The sequence below is a fragment of the Lentilitoribacter sp. Alg239-R112 genome (assembly GCF_900537175.1).
Classification (GTDB): domain Bacteria; phylum Pseudomonadota; class Alphaproteobacteria; order Rhizobiales; family Rhizobiaceae; genus Lentilitoribacter.
The window spans coordinates 509340-529839 of the sequence record NZ_LS999834.1; the positions used below are offsets into that span (position 1 = coordinate 509340).

Below are 20500 nucleotides of genomic sequence, written 5' to 3' on the forward strand. Positions count from 1 at the left end.
GATGAAAAATTTAGTTTCAAAAATTGATCACCAGCCGCTTCAATGTGTTGAATCATCCGTAAATGGAACGGCTATATTATATGACTATCGCGGTGTTATTTTTCTACCCGATAGCCAAGTTCTTGTCGTATCCGATCTCCACCTTGAGAAAGGAGCCGCGTTTGCAAGGCGCGGCCTCATGCATCCCCCTTATGATACGCATTCAACGCTTGCTAGGCTCAAAGAGTGCATATCATTTTACAATCCGAAGACAATAATCAGTCTAGGAGATAGTTTTCATGACAAGCATGGCGCAACACAATTGCCAGGAACTTACAGATCTTCGCTGTTAAAACTGCAGAAAAATTCCGATTGGATATGGATATCTGGCAACCATGACCCTGAACCTCCAAAGGACTTTGGCGGTGTGTTTTGCGATGAAGTTGTCATTGAAAAGCTTACATTTAGGCATGAGCCTGTTGCACATGCTGCCGATGGAGAAGTTGCAGGCCATTTACACCCAGCGGCAAAAATAACACGTCGAGGGAAATCCGTTCGAAGGGCTTGTTTTGCATCTGACGGCAAACGCTTAATCTTGCCTGCTTTTGGTACAACAACTGGCTGTCTATCACTGCAACATCGCGCTTTTAGAGGCCTGTTTCTGAAGTCTGATTTAAATGCATTCGTTCTGGGTAAGGAACAACTCTACCCAGTTTCATATTCACGCCTAAATTCATAGAAATTGGCAGCAGCTAACTACTGATGTTAGCCATTACGCTTCAACAGTTCTTGAACAAGTTTATCCGAAATTTGTCCATTTGGCTCCATACCAATTGACGTTTGAAATGCTTTGATTGCATCTGTCGTTTTCGCACCAATAATACCATCAGGGCGCCCTGCATCATACCCATTATTATTCAAAATGGCTTGAATATTTTTGATGGCTTTTTGCATATCAATGGAAGCTGTTCCAGAGTTTCTTGAAACCCATGCATCTGGAATTTGTACATTGTTCGCAAGTTTATCAACAGGGCTTGCCACCCATGACTTGGCTTTTTCCTGAGCTATTTTCGCACGATCTTCTGGCAAAGCATTCAACACTTGATCCCGTTTAACAGCCGCATCCTGATCACCTTGTGCAGCAGCGATTGCAAACCATTTATATGATTCAACCAAATCACGTGGAAGCCCCTCACCCCTAGCATGAAGAATAGCCATATTGACCTGGCTATCTCTAACACCAAAATCTGCTGCCTGACGGAACCAGTTTGCAGCTTTTTCCATCTCGCCAAGACTTCCACTTGATGCTAGCAATACGCCCAAATTATGCATTGCACTGATGTTGCCGTTATTTGCGGATTTCAGGTATAACTCGCGAGCCTTATCCAAATTTCTAGCTACACCCTCACCCTTTTCATACATGTTGCCTAAACGATATTGAGCGGGTGCAAAATTCTGATCAGCAGAAAGCTCAAGCCACTTCATTGCTTTATCATTGGCAACATCTGTATCTCGACCATCTGCATAACGCGCCGCAATTTCATATAGCGCAATGGGATCACCGGAAAGTGCTGCTTCTTTCAAAGCGCCGGAAGCGATGGAGGGCGGAAGCTCATTTACAGCTGCTAAGGTTTCTGGTGCGACCTGGCGCGACGGCGCTATAGTTTCTGGTGTTGCAGCAATAACGTCATCTGCGTTCTCGCTTACATTTACATGCGGATTGGCAGAACTCTCATCCTTGTTAGCCGAAGCGAAAATATCTTGCTCCTGGATATCAGTTCCTTCTGTCGACGCGGTTGTATTGGGCAGCTCAACAATGCGCGGCGCGGCATTTTCCAACGGTGTTTCGACAGGGCTGTTTGTGTCATTTTGAACGACCTGAGGGGTAACATCTTCAGATTTGAAAGATTGATCGTTACTTTGGTCCAAACTGATTTGCTCAGTTTGCCCAGATGAGCCACCAATATCCAGCACTTGCTTCACAACGGGAAATGCTAAAATGGCAACCAAAATCGCTCCAGCAGCAATTAGCACCGGCTTGCTTACAAGGGGACTGTTTTTACCCGGTTCCCTGAGTTGGAAACGCCTTTTTCTGGGTTGCTCTTCTTCTGCCCCTACCTCGGAAGAAGCAGCTAGGGCTGCGCGCCGTGCCGCAGAAACTAAATCCTGAGGGTTGGAGTTTGTGGACGTGGTTTCTTGTGTACTGCGTGATTTTTGAACATCACGCACTTTTTGCATGATCGAGTTAATATCAGGTGCACCAGAACCAGGCTCAAGTGGTTCGTCTGCAAATTCGCTTTCAAGTTCATCAAGTACATTTCGCGGCGCGAGTTGATCTTCTGATTGAGGCGCTTGAGCGCGCTCATTCTTATCCACAACAGCAGTTTTCATCCGGCTTGCCAGTCCCGCAAGTAACGAATTTGTACCATTTGCAGGAGCGGCTTGTTCACGAGGTTCCTCTTCAGATACACGTTCTTCTAGAAATGCAGTTGCGGCTTCTGGCATCACATGAGGCGCTGAGGAAATAACTTCGGGAACATCCTCCTCATTTCTGAAAGGAATTTCTTCGGGCGCCAGCGCAGGTGCTGTCTGATTTTCAACTGCTTGATAAGCATCCGAACCAGATGATTGAGAAGGCGCAGCGTGCTGTTCAGTCAAAACGGAATTTAATGTGGACGGTGTGTCACTCACTTGGCTATTTAGCCGCTCGAGCCCCTCGACGATCTTGACGAGCGATTGTTGCACGGTATTAAAAGCTTTTATATTCCGATCTTCACTTGAGAGTTGAAGATTTTCAAGGTGCTTTAATTCTTTCACAAGCCCACTTATTACATTGTCATCAGTATTGCTATTCGTGCTATCACCGTGGGCGGGTGTTGAGCCATGTGCTTGCAAGGTTGCTTCTGCAGCCTGTTTAGCTGCCTCAAGAACAAACTCGTCATTTGTGTTGAGATGCTCGTGTAAGTTATCTAGTTTTTCACTAACATCACTAACATTAGTTCCTCTTACAAGTTCAGATAATTGTTCGATCTGTTGCTGCAATCCATCAACATTTGGATTAACGGATTCCCTACTATTGTCCAGACGTGCGTTTAACTGCAACAGCTGTTCTTCTAATCGATCTATTCCATTAATTTCAATAGGTTGCGCCCGCTTGTCAAGTTGAGTAGCAACATCTGTCAATTGAGACACGAGGCGTTCAATTCCGGCAGTCTCAACCGTAGAAGCGCGTTGATCAATTGCGTCTACTTTATTAGATAGTTCACTCAAACGCTCGTCGAGCTGCGGAAAATGACCTGCTCCAGAACTATTATCTAAGCTCGCCTGCAGATGCGCCATTCGCTTCTCAAGATTTTGATAAGCATCTTCATTTGACAGAGTGTTAATTCGCGATGAAATCGCCTCAATTCTATCGATCAGCCCCGCTTCACTTCGGTCTGAAAGACCCTCAATTTGATCTGCAAGTTGCGCCAGTCGTTGTTCCGTTTGACTGGTAAATTCAGTAAATTGAGTGTAATTTTGTGCTTGCTCTGGCCGATCTATCAAGGCCGCGACTGCTGAAGATATATTCTCCAGCTTTTCCTCAAGCGGTCGAAGCATTGGTCCGTTTTCATTCATATTGGCGAGCACGAGACGCATTTCGGCTAACCGTCCGGATAAATCAGAAAACTCACCTTTCATAATGTTTGGATCAAACCCTTGCAGATTTTGCTCGATGGAACTCCACCTGTTATCCAAACCAACCAAGGTATCTTCACGTGCTAACTTATCAACTAGATTACGTAAACTATCCACTTCCAGACGCAGTGAATCGATGTCCTGATTACCCTGATCAACCGGATATCCTGCCTCTAGCTGTTTCAAACTTTGAGCGATCTGCTCCAAATCAGACCCAAGTGAAGCCGGCATATTATCTTTGATCGCTGTATGTCGCAGATCCAATATGTCCTTTTGCAAACGCCCAACTTCACCGTTTATCGTCGCTTGCATATCTTGCTTCAGCTCACGTCGTAACTGTGAAAGAAGCCCCGCCAGCTCACCAGATGATTGGCTGTTTTGTTTAAAGTGATTTTGCTCTTGAGTAGATGACGTTTGCAAGAAACCCTGATTAGTATTTCTTGAATTAACATTTCTTGCAAAGCTCGGCGGGTTACCGCCAGATAAACTATGCTGACGTGCGCGAACTTCATCTCTCAAATTGGCTGAATGTGAAAAATCTGTTGAATTACTATGAGTCCGTTCAAGAGGGCTTGCAGCTCTAGGATTCGCGTTTGAAACACCGAGAATTTTCTTTTCTAGATCTTCTATTGTTCTGCTAAGCGTCTCAAAAGTCGACTCATCAGCAAACAAATTATGGTTCTTTGATCTGGATCCGTTCATTCTTCCGTTCGTCCCGACAGTTGGAGCTTACCCGCAAAAGGTCATATAATCGTATTACAATTTTGACTCGCTGAGTTGCAAAAGCATGAAACGCTAAAACAAATCACTATTGCAAACTTACTAAGTGCAACATCGTCGAAATATGGTAAACAAGCCGTTAACTATTGTTACTTTTTTATAACTTTTGACTGCGACACCCCTTCAAAGTACTCGTTTTACTAGGCGTAACACCCGAACCTTGCGGGAAATTGAAGTGCATTAAATGAGAACCGGAGACCGATCATGGTACAAATCGACTATTATTACTTTTCAATTTCACCGTTTGCATATCTTGGTCACCAAGAAATTCTGCGCGTTGCGGAAAAACACAGTGCTCAACTAAATTTCAAACCAGTTGATTTATTCAAAATCTGGGAAGTCTCTGGTGCAGTACCACCAGCAAAACGTCCGCCTGTTCGCCAACGCATGCGATTTATAGAATTGCAACGTGTCGCTGAATATCGAAATCTACCTATTAATATTCGCCCAGAATATTTCCCAACTGATCCGCAACTTGCGGATAAAACAGTTATTGCATTAATCAAAGACGGACATAATCCTGCCGATTATATGGGCAAGGTTTTTGCAGCGGTCTGGGCTGAAAATAAAAACATCGCAGATCAGGATGTCGTTGCAGAATTACTTCGCTCGAGTGGATTTGATGCTCAGGATATTATTTCGAAAGCCCAACGTGACGAGATGGATGCGATAAGACAACAAAATTCACAAGATGCGATCAAGGCTGATGCCGTTGGGGTACCAACTTATGTGCTCAATGGAGAAGCTTTTTGGGGACAAGATAGAATTGAGCATCTCGACGCTGCGCTAACTTCAGGCCGCACTCCATTTTCCGCTGACTAACCGTTTCAGGCATTCAACTGGGCAAAATTTAGGATAAGGGAAAAATTTCCTATTTACTTTACTAATTTAGATATCAGTTTTATGATATTTTACAAAATCTAGTTCAGATTTCTGATGTAATGGAGCATATGTAATTTGCTATCACACGCCCAAATATGGGGTGCTATAGAAACTTTAGCGTCTCAACATAACTTATCAACTTCGGGCCTTGCCAGATTGGCTGGGCTTGATCCAACATCCTTTAATAAGTCAAAACGCGAAGGTTCTGATGGACGGTTACGTTGGCCTTCTACCGAATCCGTTTCCAAAATAATTGAGGCAACCAATACCAGCTTTGAAGCTTTTGCATTGCTCGCAAATGACGATGGAAAATCTCGGTACGAGGGACTGCCAAACGGCTCATTTGCCAGGCAACCAAACAGCACCATAACAGGCAGCATACCGGCAAGTGGCATTCCCGTCCTTGGCTTTGCACAAGCTGGCGCAGGTGGATTTTTTGATGATGCAGGCTTTCCCGCTGGCCAAGGTTGGGAGCAGATAGACTTTCCTGCAAACTTGGGCACAGCAAACAATGTTTACGCGCTTGAAATTCAAGGTGACTCTATGCTGCCCTTGTACCGAGATGGTGATACTTTAATAGTTGAACCAGACGCCACTTTAAGAAAAGGGGACCGCGTCGTCGTCAAAACGAATGATGGTGAAGTCATGGCAAAAATTTTGGCACGTGATACGGTACAAACTATCGAGCTTTTATCGGTGAACCCAGAACACCCCAATAGGCAGTTTGATAAAAAGGATATCGAATGGACGGCTCGGATTATCTGGGCAAGCCAATAATGGATCTTGAAATCGTCTTCATTCTGTATTCTAATCGAAATCACAAAATATGAAATCAAGCGCCGTATGTTCAGGATAAAGTCGTAAAATGGTAAGTGAAATCTCACCGCAAGAAGGCATCATATACCTCATGGTAATTATGTCCGCAGCTGATCGGGAAATGAATGATCAAGAGCTTGCGAAGATGGGTAGACTTACCCGCTACCTACCGATCTTTGAAGCATTCGAAGAAGAAGACCTACTACCAACAACGAGGCGTTGTTCAGCTATTCTCGCAGAACCAGAGGGTTTGAGCCATGCTCTGCAGGCCATACAAGAAGCTATTCCGGAGCGCCTTTATGACACAGCTTATGCTGTTGCAGTCGATCTAGCTTCCGCAGACCTAAACGTTCGCGTTGAAGAAATCAGAATACTCCAACTCGTTAGAGATATTTTCAAACTAGATAAGTTGACTTGTGCCGCCATTGAACGTGGTGCTATTGCAAGATTTCGTAGAGCGCGCTCGTCGGAACGAGATTAATAGTTGGATTCCCAATAATCGAACAAGTGTGCTTTGCTTGTGATATATCGCAATACTAAAGACCATTGAAGATGGAATGTATCTATGTCACTTTTTGGATTTTCAGAGCCTGTTGTTCGACTGTCAGTTTTTATAACCGTTTTGACAGCTATGGCGCTTCTTGAACTTTTTCATCCTAAGTTAGAACGCGATGAAATGCGGGGGGCATTGAAAACAAAACGGTGGTTTACCAATATTTCAATGGTTGTTTTATCTTCTCTTTGCTTACGCATAATATTTCCCGCGGCGGCAGTTGGTGCCGCAATATGGCTTGAGACCAAAAATCTTGGTCTATTTAATCTGACCTCCACCCCTGTTTGGATCGCCGGAATATTATCATTTGTTATCCTTGATTTTATTGTCTGGTTTGAACATCTGGTTAGTCATAAATGGTCTATCCTGTGGCGAATTCATCGAATGCATCATGCAGATAACGGTTTTGATGTGACAACTGCACTGAGATTTCATCCACTGGAAATTGTTTTATCCATGATATGGAAAATCATGATTATTGCGGTTCTGGGTGCACCTGCAGTTGCCGTGCTGGTTTTCGAAATTGTACTCAATGGAATGGCTATGTTTAACCATTCCAACGTGAAACTTCCGACTTGGCTTGATCAATTAATTCGCCCCATTTTAGTTACACCTGATATGCACCGCGTACATCATTCCAGTGATCGTAACGAAACAGATTCCAATTATGGATTTAACTTCTCATTCTGGGATCGAATATTTATGACTTACAGCCATGAGCCTAAGCTTGGACATGATGGTATAGAAATTGGTCTGAAAGAATACCGCGGTCCAAAAAGTTCAAATTTGATTTGGGCATTGCTACTTCCATTCAGAAAAAACAAATAACTTCAATAAATTCCGTTCGGAAAGTACTTTAAGTACAATTCATCAAAGCGACCATTTTTAGTTATCAAAGAAAGCCCATAATTCAATGCATTGATGAGGGATTGATCGCCCTTTTCTACGGCAATAGAAAGCCCGCTTCCTAAGAAATCCCGCGACAGATGGGCGCCCCCTAAAAATATGCAGCAATCCTGAGATTCTTTGCCTGATAGCCAAAATGACATTTGAAGACCATCACCAAATAGAACGTCAATATCCTTGGCTTTAAGCGCATCAAACAACACTTTACGATCATCTATAGGAATTTGATTGGATTTTGGGTACCAACTTCTCAACATCGCCTCATGCGCCGTCCCCTTCAGAACACCAACTTTAAGCCCGGAATTACTCTTAAGGTCCGCAAGAGATATCAGATTTCCTTTTTGAGTTACAAATCTTGCCGGCAATTCCAGATAGATTCTCGTGAAGGAATATTTTGCTCGTGTTTCATCTGTTATTGAGATACCAGCGATAATTGCATCGCCTTTTTTCTGCTTAAGTGCCGTATGAAATTCATCCCACTCGACAGCTTGAATTTGGCAGCGTTCCAAAATGTTGAGCTGAATACAAATTTCACGAGCAAGATCAATATGAAAACCGGACAGGCGGCCTGTTTGATCTAAAAAGTTGAATGGGGGGAAGTCAACTGTGGTCAAAAACCGAATTCTCTCAATACTAGAAACCTCTGCAATAGGCAGTCGTTCTTTTGCATCGAAGTAATTTGGTACGACAATTTTATCTGCAATTGCGAATTTTATCGGGATTAAGCCCAAGAAAAGAGCCAAACACACCATTTTAGCCCAATCAGGGGCTATACTTTTGTTTGCAAGTAGCATCATATTCAACATAACCGTGTATGTAATTGTAAGTGTTCGAATATATTATGTCATCCAGTACCGATAGCGACAACCATTCGATCAAAAATTTGACTGAAAATTTGGCTGCGCCCGAAAAGTTAGTACCAGAAGAAGCTTTTGACATTGACCGTGAGAAGCAAGAATTGGCATATTTCATCTCAATTGGCATCAGTCCCGATAGCTTACAATCTGCAGTAATAGCCTCACGCAGAAACTTCACCACCATTCAAGAAGAAGTTTTTGCAAGCGGCTTATTGAATGAGGAAGTACATTTTCATAAGCTTGCTAAACGACTAAATTTGCCATTTTTGAACCAGATTGATGCAAATGTGGTTGTGGGCTCTCAATATATCGACGTTTTATTAAAGCGGCGCGGCCCCTTACGTATCGTCGAGCGGGAAGTTATTAGAACGGTTATTTCTCCGAATATTTCAGAAGCAATACGACTGAATGATCACCTTATTGAAAAACCTGAGCTTCAAAATCGGCTTGCAATAGCCAGTTTCCAAACAATTAAACATACCGTTTGGCAATTTAGAAAGAAAGAACGTGTAAAAGACACAATCCGAGAATTACCTGAAAATTCACCGGAGATGAGCGCTAGACATTTAATGACCAATTGGCAAAGTTTCGTCTGCGGCTTTGCATTGTCATGCTTTCTATTTTTTGCAAGTGCATCAACGAGCCTCACCATGACCGTGTTCCACACGTTTTTGTCACTGTTATACTTGTCTTCCAATCTACTGAAATTGGCGGCAGCATTTTTTACTGCGGATGAAACAAATCGTACAACGACAATAGGCAATCAACCTTTGCCTATGTATACCATCCTCGTTGCGCTCTATGATGAAGCGCCTGTTGCTCGTCAATTAGTTAGGGCTTTGGATCGCCTCAACTGGCCAAAAAGTCGATTGGATATCAAGCTCATCTGTGAGGAAAATGATACGGCAACTATTGAGGCAATAAAGGCTGCAAATCCTGGCTCACAGTTTGAGATAGTTACAGTTCCTCCCATGCCGCCCAGCACAAAACCCAAGGCACTGCAATATGCACTTCACGGTGCCGGAGGCGATTTTATTGCAATTTATGATGCAGAAGATATTCCCAATCCAGACCAACTGCGCGAAGCCTACTCAGTATTTTCAACATCCGATAACAAGTTAGCGTGTTTGCAGGCCCCTCTTGTCATCTCAAACGCGCCAAAAAACTGGCTAACAGCACTTTTTGGAATTGAATATTCCGGTCTTTTTCGAAGGTTAATACCGCTTTTATCATATTTTGGATTGCCTATACCTCTTGGCGGAACGTCAAATCATTTCCGTAGATCAGCACTGAAAGCCGTCGGCGGATGGGATCCGAATAATGTCACCGAAGATGCCGACCTTGGCATAAGGCTTTATCGTCATGGATATCATACTGGCGTACTTAGAAGACCCACATTAGAACATGCTCCCGAAGACATTGATGTCTGGATCAAACAAAGGACACGCTGGCTTAAGGGTTGGATGCAAACTTGGCTCGTTTTCATGCGACGACCACTCAATCTGTTTAAGCAAAATAAGATTATTGGGTTCTTAAGCCTTCAAATCATAATTGCAGGCATGCTTGTCGCAGCATTAGCGCACCCATTTGCTTATCTGTTCATCTCACATAGTATATACACAGGAGTTACATACGGAACTGGTGCTATCACAAATACTGATAAGTTCTTATTTTTTATAGATGTATTCAATCTCTTCGGTAGTTATTTCATTTTCTTTCTAGCCGGATGGCGCGCATTTATTCCTCTCGAAAAACGAGACATAAAGAAAAAATGGTTACTTATGTTACCGTTTTACTGGCTACTTATGTCGTGGGCGGGCTGGCGCGCAATTACACAACTTCCCAACCAAGCACATAAATGGGAGAAAACACCGCACCAGCCTGTTCAATCAAAACTCATCCCGGAAAAATAAAATTCACTACAGCCCGTTATTATAGCGTGAGATCTGCAACCTAAAATCTTGGATATCACGATTGGCCAAAGCGAGCTCGCCGGTCAATCGGGATATTTCAGCCTGATCATCTGAATTTAGTCGATTAAGTTCAGCAAGTTCATACTGTGCAGCAACTTGTTGCGCGGGAGTTAAGCTGGCAATCGTTTTAAATTTTTCACTAATCTGCGTTTGCCGTGACGAGATAGAGCTTTTTCTACTATCTATGCTCCGTCGGATATCATAAGCCTTCTTACCCAAATCGTAGGCCTGTTGAAAACTTGCAGAACTGTTAAGCGGGCAAACATTTGCATATGATTTTCCAGCTTCTCCAACACTCAAACCATTTTGAGGCGTACAATAACGTATAACACCCTTTTGATAGCCTTGGTTCCAAAGTGTTTGATCGGGAACTACCCCAATTTTAGCACACGCTTTCGTGTGCCCGGCAAAGCGTTCTTGCGGAGCATAACCTGCGGCACCATCAGCATCACCAATAACCATCCAGTCAGCTGCAAGACACTCTTCTTTCGAAAGCGTAGCACACCCGGAAAGAATGCCAATAATCGCAATAAAAACAACTACTATTGAAAATTTAGACGAAATCACAGCCAGCCCCTTACACACTAAATAGTATGAGAAAACTACTGAATATATTGCCAGAGTTCAAGCTCGAATATTCTTGAACTAGCGCGAACGTCTACGTTCTGATGTCGGCTGGTAAGCCAGTTTTGAGTGATACTTACAATAGGGTGCGGAATCTGCCGAGTCATTACCACAGAAATGGAAGTCATCAGCCATTGGATCACCAATCGGCCATTTGCATGTATTTTCGCCAAGCTCAACTAATTTCAATTTCTTTGAAATTGGAACAACAACATCTTCTATTGGTCGAATGTCAACTTCCTGAAAAGCAACAGCATCAACATCAGTATTAAGCGCGGTTGCGGCGGCACCACTTCCGCTGCCTCTTGTTGAGGGACTACGTGGCGCCGATGTTCCTGCGCGGCTTGTATAAGTGCGTGTGGTTGTAGCAGGGCGTTTTGCGCGAGGTGCCCGTGAACCACCAGACTTTGCACGACCTGGTAAATGGAGTCTGTGAACTTTACCGATGACCGCATTACGACTAACACCACCGAGCTGGGCAGCAATCTGACTTGCGCTCAAACCATCGGCCCAAAGTTTCGTTAGTTGCTCCACGCGTTCATCAGTCCAACTCATAACGTTCTCCGTATTCACCATATTTTATAAAACAGAATCAACCAGCGTTGCGCCGACAAGGGCACATTGTTACTCGATACAAATTTAGCTGGGTCCGTCGCATTTTAACCAACTATCTCTTAAGCTAGTGATCGTAGGACTCCGTGACAAGGGGCGAAGAATCATCCTGATTCGGAATTTGAAGTTTTCCCCAACTTACGTAAAATCCGACCAAAATCTTGGGAAAACCCAAAAAAATGCATATTTCTCGTTCGATTGACATTGCAATACGAAATTGTGATAATGACTGGACCGTCCGAAAAGGGCGGTTTTTTATTTTAAACCCCCGTGATGATCAATTCATCCCAGCGATAATTTTGCAATATCTATATGGAGGCAGGCATGGCATCCGCCACGTCAACATTTTCAGTTTTCAATCACCCTGAAACCAAATTTGTATCCGGGGACGGGGTTTGGCTTAAAACAGATAAAGATGAGAAGTATCTGGATTTCACCGCAGGTATTGCAGTAAATTCTCTTGGGCATTGTCATCCCCATCTTGTTGAGGCATTAAAATCTCAAGCTGAACAATTATGGCACATCTCAAATCTGTATCAAATTGACGGACAGGTAAAACTCGCCGATCGCCTTGTCGAAAACACATTTGCCGATAAAGTTTTCTTCACTAACTCCGGCCTTGAGGCAATGGAGTGTGCTATTAAAACTGCACGCCGTTATCATTTTGCAAAAGGTGATGTTGACAAATACGAGATCATTACATTCGAGGGGGCTTTTCATGGTCGATCGATTGCAACTGTCGCAGCGGGTGGTCAGGAGAAATATATAGAAGGTTTCGGACCAAAAGCACCCGGATTTAACCAAGTACCACTCAATGATATTGAAGCGCTGAGAAACGCAATGAGTGAGCGCACCGCCGCACTGCTCATCGAGCCTATTCAAGGAGAAGGCGGTATACGCAGCGTCTCAAATCAGTTTCTTACGGAAATGCGAAACCTGTGCGATGAATTTCGTGCTCTGCTAATCTTTGATGAAATTCAGTGCGGGATTGGCAGAACCGGCAAACTGTTCGCGCATGAATGGTCTGGCATCACGCCAGATATTATGGCTGTTGCGAAGGGCATTGGCGGGGGTTTTCCGCTCGGCGCTTGTTTAGCAACAGAAGAAGCAGCTGGCGCAATGGTGCCCGGAACACATGGCACGACTTTTGGTGGCAATCCTTTGGCTATGTCTGTTGGCAACGCTGTTCTTGATGTAGTTTTGGAAGATGGTTTCTTAGATAATGTCATCACCACGGCAAATATTCTTAAGCAAGGTTTGGCGGAGTTGAGTGATACATATCCTGACGTGATTGAAGACATACGCGGATCAGGCTTGATGATCGGCATTCAGTGCAAAATCCCAAATCTGGATTTACTGGCTGCGATGGGCGGGCAGAAGCTTTTAGCGGTTCCTGCTGGTGATAACGTTGTTCGTTTACTTCCGCCACTAACTATAACGCCGGAAGAGGCGAGAGACGGATTAACTCGACTTCGACAAGCTCTTGCAACTTTTTAAGTACTGTTTTTATTTTAGGAACACCCACCATGTCACAGTTGGAAAACAAACGTCACTTTTTGGATCTAGCAGATATTGATGCCAGCGAGCTTCGCTGCATGATTGAACAGGCTAAAACGACAAAGAAGAAACTTGCGGATGGTGGTGTACATAAACCACTTGCAGGCAAAGTGCTGGCGATGATTTTTGAAAAACCATCGACAAGAACACGCGTCTCCTTTGATGTAGGCATGCGACAGCTCGGTGGCGAAACAATTATATTATCCGGTCAGGAAATGCAGCTCGGTTCATCTGAAACAATGGCGGATACTGCTAGAGTTTTATCTCGCTATGTTGACATTATTATGATCCGCACGATGGAACATGACCGTCTTTTGGAACTTGCAAAACATGCGACAGTTCCTGTGATCAATGCGCTAACAGATGATACACACCCATGTCAGATCATGGCAGACATTCAGACATATGAAGAACACCGCGGCCCAATTACCGGCAAAACACTCTCATGGGTGGGTGATGGTAATAATGTAACACACTCACTCCTCGAAGGAGCGGCACAATTGGGTTACAATATGAATATTGGTACGCCAAAAGGTTCTGAACCAGAACAAAAATATGTCGACTTCGCGCGTGCTAAAGGCGTTACGATCAACCTTAGTCATGACGCTGTTGAAACAGTCACTGGCACTGACTGCGTGATCACAGATAAATGGGTGTCTATGAACCAGGAACATAAAGCACAAGGTCATAATGTTTTTCAGCCATTTCAGGTGAACGAAGAACTCATGTCTCATGCAAATCCTGATGCACTCTTTATGCATTGCCTACCTGCTAAACGAGGTGAGGATGTTACGGATGCAGTGATTGATGGTCCGCAGTCGGTGGTCTTTGATGAGGCAGAAAACCGAATGCATGCGCAAAAGGCCATCATCGAATGGTGTATGGGCGTTCTATAGGAACGCTTATAATGAGAACTCCTCTTGCCATTGAAAATACAAGATGAAAGCTCCACATAAAGATCTTCACTAATTGGCAATTTTTTTTTGACGAGCAAAACACATGGAATCTTTTGAACAACATACAGACGACTTGAAATTATCTGGTGATGATCACGTCGTCCCGTTTCAGGTAGAAGGGCTTGATGTTCGCGGCCGCGTGGTACAGCTCGGGCCAATGCTCGATCAAATTTTAAGCAGACATAATTACCCAGACTTAGTGGCACAGTTGCTAGCAGAAGCTGCTGTCTTAACTGTACTTTTGGGCACATCGTTAAAATTTGAAGGGCGCCTTATTCTACAAACCAAGGGCGATGGCCCCGTTGAACTGTTGGTTGCCGATTTTCAAGCACCAGATGCGTTGCGTGCTTACGCGCAATTTGACCAAGCCAAACTGGATTTAGCAATCGCCGATGGTATGAACCAGCCACATCAGTTGCTCGGCAAAGGCGTTATGGCATTTACCATTGATCAAGGCGCCCACATGCAGCGTTATCAAGGAATTGTAGAGATGAAAGGGGAAACTCTGTCTGATATGGCGGAAACTTATTTTCGCCAATCTGAACAAATTCCAACAGAAATAAAGCTCGGTATTGCCGAACTTATTACAAAAGAGGAAGATGCCACATCGCAACATCAATGGCGCGCTGGGGGTTTACTCATGCAATTCTTACCCCACTCACCAGGTCGAATGCGCCAAGCTGATCTTCCTGGTGGCGATGTACCTCATGGTTCGCAAGAGGCCTCTCATGCTGAAGATGATGTTTGGGTCGAGGCAAAAGCACTACTCCAAACTGTGAAAGCAAATGAGCTAACAGATCCACAAATAGGGTCTGAACGGCTGCTATATCGGCTTTTCCATGAGCGAGGAGTTCGAATTTATGACGCGCAAAAAGTAGATGATAGATGTAGCTGTTCTCGTGAGAAACTGTTCGGCGTATTGTCAAAAATGGAACCGGATGAACTCCAAGAAACTGCAATTGATGGTAAGATCTCGGTCGTGTGCGAATTTTGCTCTACCGAGCACGCCTTCACCATGTCCGATTTCTAGATTAACAAAGCGCCGTTAGATAAATTATCTCATGAAGAAACCTTTAACTCATCTCTTTTGGGTGAGTTTGCGTATTCAATAATGAAGCCATGTCTGATCGAACATGAACAATTGTTAACTTGCAAATCCTGATCGATACACGGCATACTTGGTTAGTAGTGGATCTTAACATGCTGGATAAGCCAATTTCTGAAACCGTAGAGACAAAGCCCGCTCTTGACGAACCAATTCAAGATGTAACAAAGGCTAGGCGCTCGCCTTTTATGGTCGCCACTAGAGCAATCATACAATTCATATTGATGGGTGCCGTTTTATTTGGCTCATATTTTGCCATGGAACGTTTAATTTCTAGTCGTGACGAGCCGGGTAAAAGACCTTTCACACGGCAAGCCTTAACCGTTGAAACCAGAAATGTTACCATCCAAGATCATCGTCCGACAGTACTCGTATATGGCGAGGTCGAGACAGCAGCTAAAATTGATATGCGCCCCTTGGTTGGTGGTGAGATTATAGATGTAAATCCAAACCTATCCGCTGGCGTTCGTATTAAAAAAGGCGACCTTTTAGTCGAAATTGATCGATTTAATTATGAAGGTGCAGTGCTTGAGGCGAAAGCAAACCTCACTCAAGTAGAGGGTGCCATTCGTGAGATTGAAGCAAGGCTTGCATCGGAAAAAGACCAACTTAGATCATCCAATGAGCAACTTAATCTTGCACGTGCCGATTTAACTCGCGCACAATCTTTGTCACAATCGGGCACGTTGACCAAAAAGCAAGTAGATGATCGGATGCTGATTGTCTCGCAACGTGAGCAATCCGTCGGTCTACGCCGTAACAATATTATTATTGCAGAAGCGCAACGTGAACAACAACTCGCAAACACCGAACGATTGAAATGGAAGCTTCGTGAGGCTGAACGCAAACTGGAAAACACGAAATTATTCGCACCATTTGGCGGAATCATCTCCAACTCTGATGCAGAAATCGGTCGTTCAGTTAGCAGTAACGATATTATTGCATCTATTTATGATGACAAATCTCTGGAGGTACGATTTACCCTCACAAATGCCCAATATGGACGGATGGCTATCGATAGCGACCAGCTTATCGGGCGCAAAGTAGCAATCGACTGGACGATCGGCGAGACAAACTATGAATATAGCGGCACAATTAATCGCATCGGAGCAACAGTTGCTGCCGACCGAGGCGGTGTTGAAGTTGTAGCGCGTATTGATCCGGTTAGCCACGCTGTTCAACTTCGTCCTGGCGCATTTGTTGAGATTATAGTGCCTGATAAACTTTACAGCTCTTCAATCAATGTTCCGGAAACATCGATCTACGATCAATCGTACGTTTTTGTTGTCAAAGACGATAAACTTGCACGACGAGATATCGAAATACTCGCTTTTGATGGCAGTAATGCGATTGTTTCATCTAAGAAAGGCGGCGAGCAGATTAATGACGGGGACCAACTACTAATTACCCGGCTTACCGAGGCGAATGACGGCATACCCGTTCAAGCCCCAGGAAAAGGCCGTTTTTCTGATGGCAATAAAAAGCAGACGAGTAACAAGAAAAAACATGACGGGGATGAACGTTTACCTCGCAAGAAGGCGACAGCTAACGGAACAGATAGTTAGATGAACTTCCAGGCCAAGCAAACAGAAGCTGTAAAAAATGGGTGGGCCGGGCTGATCAGCACGTTTATTCGTCACCCAAATGCCGCCAACCTTCTAATGGTGTTGATGATTATCTTTGGTGCCTTTGCCATCGCCAAGATCAATACACAGTTCTTCCCGACAGTCGACCGTCCGAATATTGGCGTCTATATCAGCTGGCCGGGGGCAAGCGCACAAGATGTTGAAGTCAACGTGTTAGCAGTTGCGGAACCAGAATTACGCTTCATCAATGGTGTTGAACGAATGACATCTACCGCATCTGAAGGCAATGGCGCTATCACGTTAGAATTCGCAGAAGGGGCCAATATGCAGGAAGCCCTTTCTGAGGTTGAAGCTGCGGCAAAAGCCATTGGCAATTTACCAGAAGATGCAGAAACACCCGAAGTTCGTCGCTCTCAATTTTTCGATGCCGTTGCACGGCTATCGATAAGCGGTTCCGCATCTGAAAGCGTTAAACGCGACTGGGCAAAACGCGTCCGTGATGATCTCATCGATCGTGGCATCGATAAAATTAATTTCTCGGGATTGCGCGCCTCGGAGATTTCAATCACCGTGCCAGAACGCGAGTTGCGGCGGCTATCAACCACAGTGTCTGAAATTTCCAGCATCATTGGCGGCAATAGTCGCGATATTCCATCTGGCAATGTCGATGGTGATATCGAACGCCAGTTGCGAGCATTGGCCAACGCCAGAAACATAAATGGGCTTCGGGATGTTGAAATTAAATCTTTCCCTACAGGAGAAAAGGTTAAACTTGGCGACATTGCAAAAATTGAAGATTCATTTAATAGCAGTGACACACGCGGGCTATCAGATAATTTAGCAGCGATTGAGCTGGATGTGCGCCGAGCACCATCTGCGGATACGCTAGAAACAGCTGCAATCTTGTTTGATTATATCGAAGAAATTCGACCACAGTTGCCAGATAATATCGAATTAAAAACTTACCGCGTATCATCGGAAGCACTGTCAGAACGCATATTGCTTTTGGTCAAGAATGCGGCGGGCGGCTTACTTATCGTCGTCCTCACACTGTTTATTTTCCTCAACGCACGCATCGCTTTCTGGGTTGCTGCAGGAATTCCTATTGCGCTTTTAGCGACCATCGGATTTATGCTGGTCATCGGACAGACCATTAATATGATCACACTGTTTACCTTGATCATGATGCTTGGCATCATTGTCGATGACGCAATCGTGGTTGGAGAGCACACCAACACCAGATTGGAAGCGGGAGATGACAATATAACCGCGGCAGAAAATGGCGTCGGCATGATGATGACACCGGTGATGGCAGCAATGCTGACCACCCTTGCAGCATTTAGCCCGATCCTTTTGATCAATGACACTATTGGTCAAATCATGGGTGTGCTCCCCTACGTAGTGATAGCAGTGCTCATTGCAAGTTTGATTGAGTGCTTTTTAATTCTACCAGGACATTTGGCTCATTCACTTAGAACAAAAAAAATCGTTCGCTGGTCCTATTGGCGTCAGTTCTTCATCGCGTTGATTATGACACTAACGCTGGCAGCTATTTTAAACAGACTAAGCATAGGTGCCGATAAATCAGCGTCTCCATTATTGGCTCAATTGGCTGACATGCCGTCGTTCATGAGAGCTGCTCTCGCAGCGCTATCAGCCCTTACTTTTGCAACCATTATTGAGTTTATCTTCATAAAGCTCCTGCGCCCATTCATAACATTCACTTTAACTTCGTTGGGATGTTTGATACTTGCGAATATCTATTCGTCGTTAGCTTCTGGATCTGGTGAATTTGAAAATATACGCTCATTTATTGGCAGCCTAATTACAATTCCGAGTATTAATTTAATGGTTGCTGGTATCGTGACCGCAGTCATTATCGTGCTGTTCAGCGAGATATCTGTTCGACGTAAAGAAAGCAAAATGTCAGCAGAAGAATTGGAAGCTCAAAGGCGGGGCGATGGTTGGTTCCGCCGAAACTTTGATGCTCGTTTTAATTGGTTCCGCGACAATCCATTTCACTGGCTGGTGCGCCTATCCTATAATTGGCGATATGTGACCATTGCTTTTTCTGCAGGCCTCGTCATGGTTTTGGCTGTCGGGCTAATTAAAAGTGGGAAAGTAGAATTTGTATTCTTCCCGTCCCCGGAAGCAGAAAATATTACTGGTATTGTTGTTTTCAATGCTGGCCTGCCGGAGGATCAGGCTCTCAAAGCCATCGAAACATATGAAAAGTCGCTTCGCGATGCGGATGACAAATTAACTGATGAAAACGAGCAGCTTGTCAGCGCTATATTCACAACATTTGGTGCATCCAATAGAAACGGGGCTGTACAGGCAAGAATAAATGTTCAGTTAACAGCATCAGAGTTTCGCTCAGTTAGGACAAATGACATTGTGAGCGCGTGGCGCAGGGAAGCTCCACGTATTGCTGGCATCCAACGTTTCTCAGTTGCTCAATCTCGCGGAGGCCCTCCCGGACGAGATGTTGAGGTTCGCTTACAGGGAGATAGTTCAGAACAGCTCAAAGCGGCAGCCAATGATGTCGCACAACTTCTCTCAACGCTAGAAGGTGTATCGGGTGTTGAGGATAATTTACCTTACGGAAAACCAGAACTTGTTATGCAACTTACGCCATTTGGTTCCGCACTGGGGTTCTCCATCGATAATGTTGGTCGGCAGATTAGAAATTCATTTGAAGGTAATGTCCCATTCCGATTTGCACGCGGCGATGATGAAGTAACGGTTCGTGTCAGTGCTGAACTGCGCGAAAGCGGGCTGGCAGCATTACGAAACCTTTCCCTTAAAGGCCCATCTGGCCAATTCGTGCCGTTAACTGAAATTGTTGATCTTAGTGAGCGACAGGGCTTTGCATCCATAAAGCGCCGCGATGGCAAAACCACGATTTCTGTTTCAGGTGATATTGATAATAATGTCTCCACAACGGACAAAGTAACCGAAACGCTTACATCTGCCGGCGAGCTTGCATCAATTGCCGCCAAACATGGCGTTACGTATAGCTTTGGTGGGCGCTCAGAGGAACAAAAGAACGCGTTTTCAGATCTCCGCCTTGGCGCCATCATTGCCATCATTGTGATTTATATCATCTTAGCTTGGTTCTTTGGCAGCTATTGGCAGCCTCTTGCTGTGATGATGATCATCCCATTTGGTATTGTCGGAGCCGTATTTGGTCACTGGTTGATGGGATTCAAACTCACGATTTTATCATTCATAGGCCTGCTTGGCTTATCCGGTATTTTGGTCAACGACTCCATTATCTTAGTTGCTCGCCTCAATGAGCGATTACGAGAAGGTGTAAATCAAGCAGAAGCTGCTATTGGTGCCAGCCTTGATCGCCTGCGCGCTGTGATGCTGACATCACTCACAACTATTGGCGGATTACTGCCGCTATTATTTGAAACAAGCCGACAAGCACAATTCCTCCTGCCAATGGCAATTACAATCGTGTTTGGTCTTGCACTTTCAACATTCCTCGTTCTGTTTCTCGTGCCTGCCCTCGTTGGTGTGGGTAACGATATAAGAACAGTTTTCGCGGCTATATTTGGTCAAATTCGAGAAAATTCACCGAATAAGGCCACAACATCAAATCCACCAGCGGAGTAAATTTGGGATCAA

15 protein-coding genes are annotated in these 20500 nt (G+C 44.5%); 11 read left to right on the forward strand and 4 right to left on the reverse strand.

What is annotated here, in order from left to right; all coding sequences use genetic code 11:
• The first annotated feature begins 1 nt into the window (after position 1).
• Positions 2–718 carry a ligase-associated DNA damage response endonuclease PdeM gene (gene pdeM / locus G3W54_RS15760; protein ID WP_162654223.1) on the forward strand — a complete coding sequence of 239 codons (717 nt, stop codon included), beginning with the start codon at positions 2–4 and terminating at the stop codon, positions 716–718.
• A gap of 26 nt (positions 719–744) precedes the next feature.
• Here the strand turns inward: pdeM and G3W54_RS15765 are convergent, their stop codons facing one another.
• Positions 745–4359, reverse strand: a complete 3615-nt coding sequence (locus G3W54_RS15765) for a peptidoglycan-binding protein (protein WP_162654224.1) — start codon at positions 4357–4359, stop codon at positions 745–747.
• Positions 4360–4641: 282 nt separating this feature from the next.
• On the opposite strand from G3W54_RS15765, the gene G3W54_RS15770 reads away from it, so the two are divergent.
• From G3W54_RS15770 to G3W54_RS15785, 4 genes are all read left to right on the forward strand, one after another.
• Positions 4642–5259, forward strand: coding sequence for a 2-hydroxychromene-2-carboxylate isomerase (locus G3W54_RS15770; RefSeq protein ID WP_162654225.1), 618 nt, complete (start codon positions 4642–4644; stop codon positions 5257–5259).
• A 135-nt stretch (positions 5260–5394) separates the two neighbouring features.
• Positions 5395–6096, forward strand: coding sequence for a helix-turn-helix transcriptional regulator (locus G3W54_RS15775; protein ID WP_162654226.1), 702 nt, complete (start codon positions 5395–5397; stop codon positions 6094–6096).
• A gap of 88 nt (positions 6097–6184) precedes the next feature.
• Positions 6185–6616 carry a tellurite resistance TerB family protein gene (locus G3W54_RS15780; protein ID WP_162654227.1) on the forward strand — a complete coding sequence of 144 codons (432 nt, stop codon included), beginning with the start codon at positions 6185–6187 and terminating at the stop codon, positions 6614–6616.
• Positions 6617–6700: 84 nt separating this feature from the next.
• Entirely contained in the window at positions 6701–7516 is an 816-nt protein-coding gene (locus G3W54_RS15785) for a sterol desaturase family protein (protein WP_162654228.1), read from the forward strand.
• 2 nt (positions 7517–7518) lie between these two features.
• Here the strand turns inward: G3W54_RS15785 and G3W54_RS15790 are convergent, their stop codons facing one another.
• Entirely contained in the window at positions 7519–8391 is an 873-nt protein-coding gene (locus G3W54_RS15790; protein WP_162654229.1) for a transporter substrate-binding domain-containing protein, read from the reverse strand.
• Positions 8392–8435: 44 nt separating this feature from the next.
• Between G3W54_RS15790 and G3W54_RS15795 the strand changes: the two genes are divergently transcribed.
• Positions 8436–10364, forward strand: a complete 1929-nt coding sequence (locus G3W54_RS15795; protein ID WP_162654230.1) for a glycosyltransferase family 2 protein — start codon at positions 8436–8438, stop codon at positions 10362–10364.
• 6 nt (positions 10365–10370) lie between these two features.
• Here G3W54_RS15795 and G3W54_RS15800 read toward each other — a convergent pair whose 3' ends face one another.
• Positions 10371–10991: a DUF2799 domain-containing protein gene (locus G3W54_RS15800; RefSeq protein WP_162654231.1), complete on the reverse strand. Its 621-nt coding sequence runs from the start codon at positions 10989–10991 to the stop codon at positions 10371–10373.
• A gap of 78 nt (positions 10992–11069) precedes the next feature.
• Positions 11070–11603, reverse strand: a complete 534-nt coding sequence (locus tag G3W54_RS15805) for a GcrA family cell cycle regulator (RefSeq protein ID WP_162654232.1) — start codon at positions 11601–11603, stop codon at positions 11070–11072.
• A 381-nt stretch (positions 11604–11984) separates the two neighbouring features.
• On the opposite strand from G3W54_RS15805, the gene G3W54_RS15810 reads away from it, so the two are divergent.
• The 5 genes from G3W54_RS15810 to G3W54_RS15830 all read left to right on the forward strand — a co-directional run bounded on the left by G3W54_RS15810 (position 11985) and on the right by G3W54_RS15830 (position 20488).
• The gene (locus G3W54_RS15810; protein WP_162654233.1) at positions 11985–13157 is read left to right on the forward strand and encodes an aspartate aminotransferase family protein; all 1173 of its coding nucleotides are present in this window, start codon (positions 11985–11987) and stop codon (positions 13155–13157) included.
• 38 nt (positions 13158–13195) lie between these two features.
• Entirely contained in the window at positions 13196–14113 is a 918-nt protein-coding gene (gene argF, locus G3W54_RS15815; protein WP_174244258.1) for an ornithine carbamoyltransferase, read from the forward strand.
• Between the two features lie 103 nt (positions 14114–14216).
• Complete coding sequence (locus G3W54_RS15820) at positions 14217–15203, forward strand: Hsp33 family molecular chaperone (RefSeq protein WP_162654235.1); 987 nt, start codon at positions 14217–14219, stop codon at positions 15201–15203.
• Between the two features lie 170 nt (positions 15204–15373).
• Positions 15374–16843, forward strand: coding sequence for an HlyD family efflux transporter periplasmic adaptor subunit (locus tag G3W54_RS15825; RefSeq protein ID WP_162654236.1), 1470 nt, complete (start codon positions 15374–15376; stop codon positions 16841–16843).
• Complete coding sequence (locus G3W54_RS15830) at positions 16844–20488, forward strand: efflux RND transporter permease subunit (protein ID WP_162654237.1); 3645 nt, start codon at positions 16844–16846, stop codon at positions 20486–20488. It abuts the gene before it with no gap.
• Positions 20489–20500 lie beyond the last annotated feature (12 nt).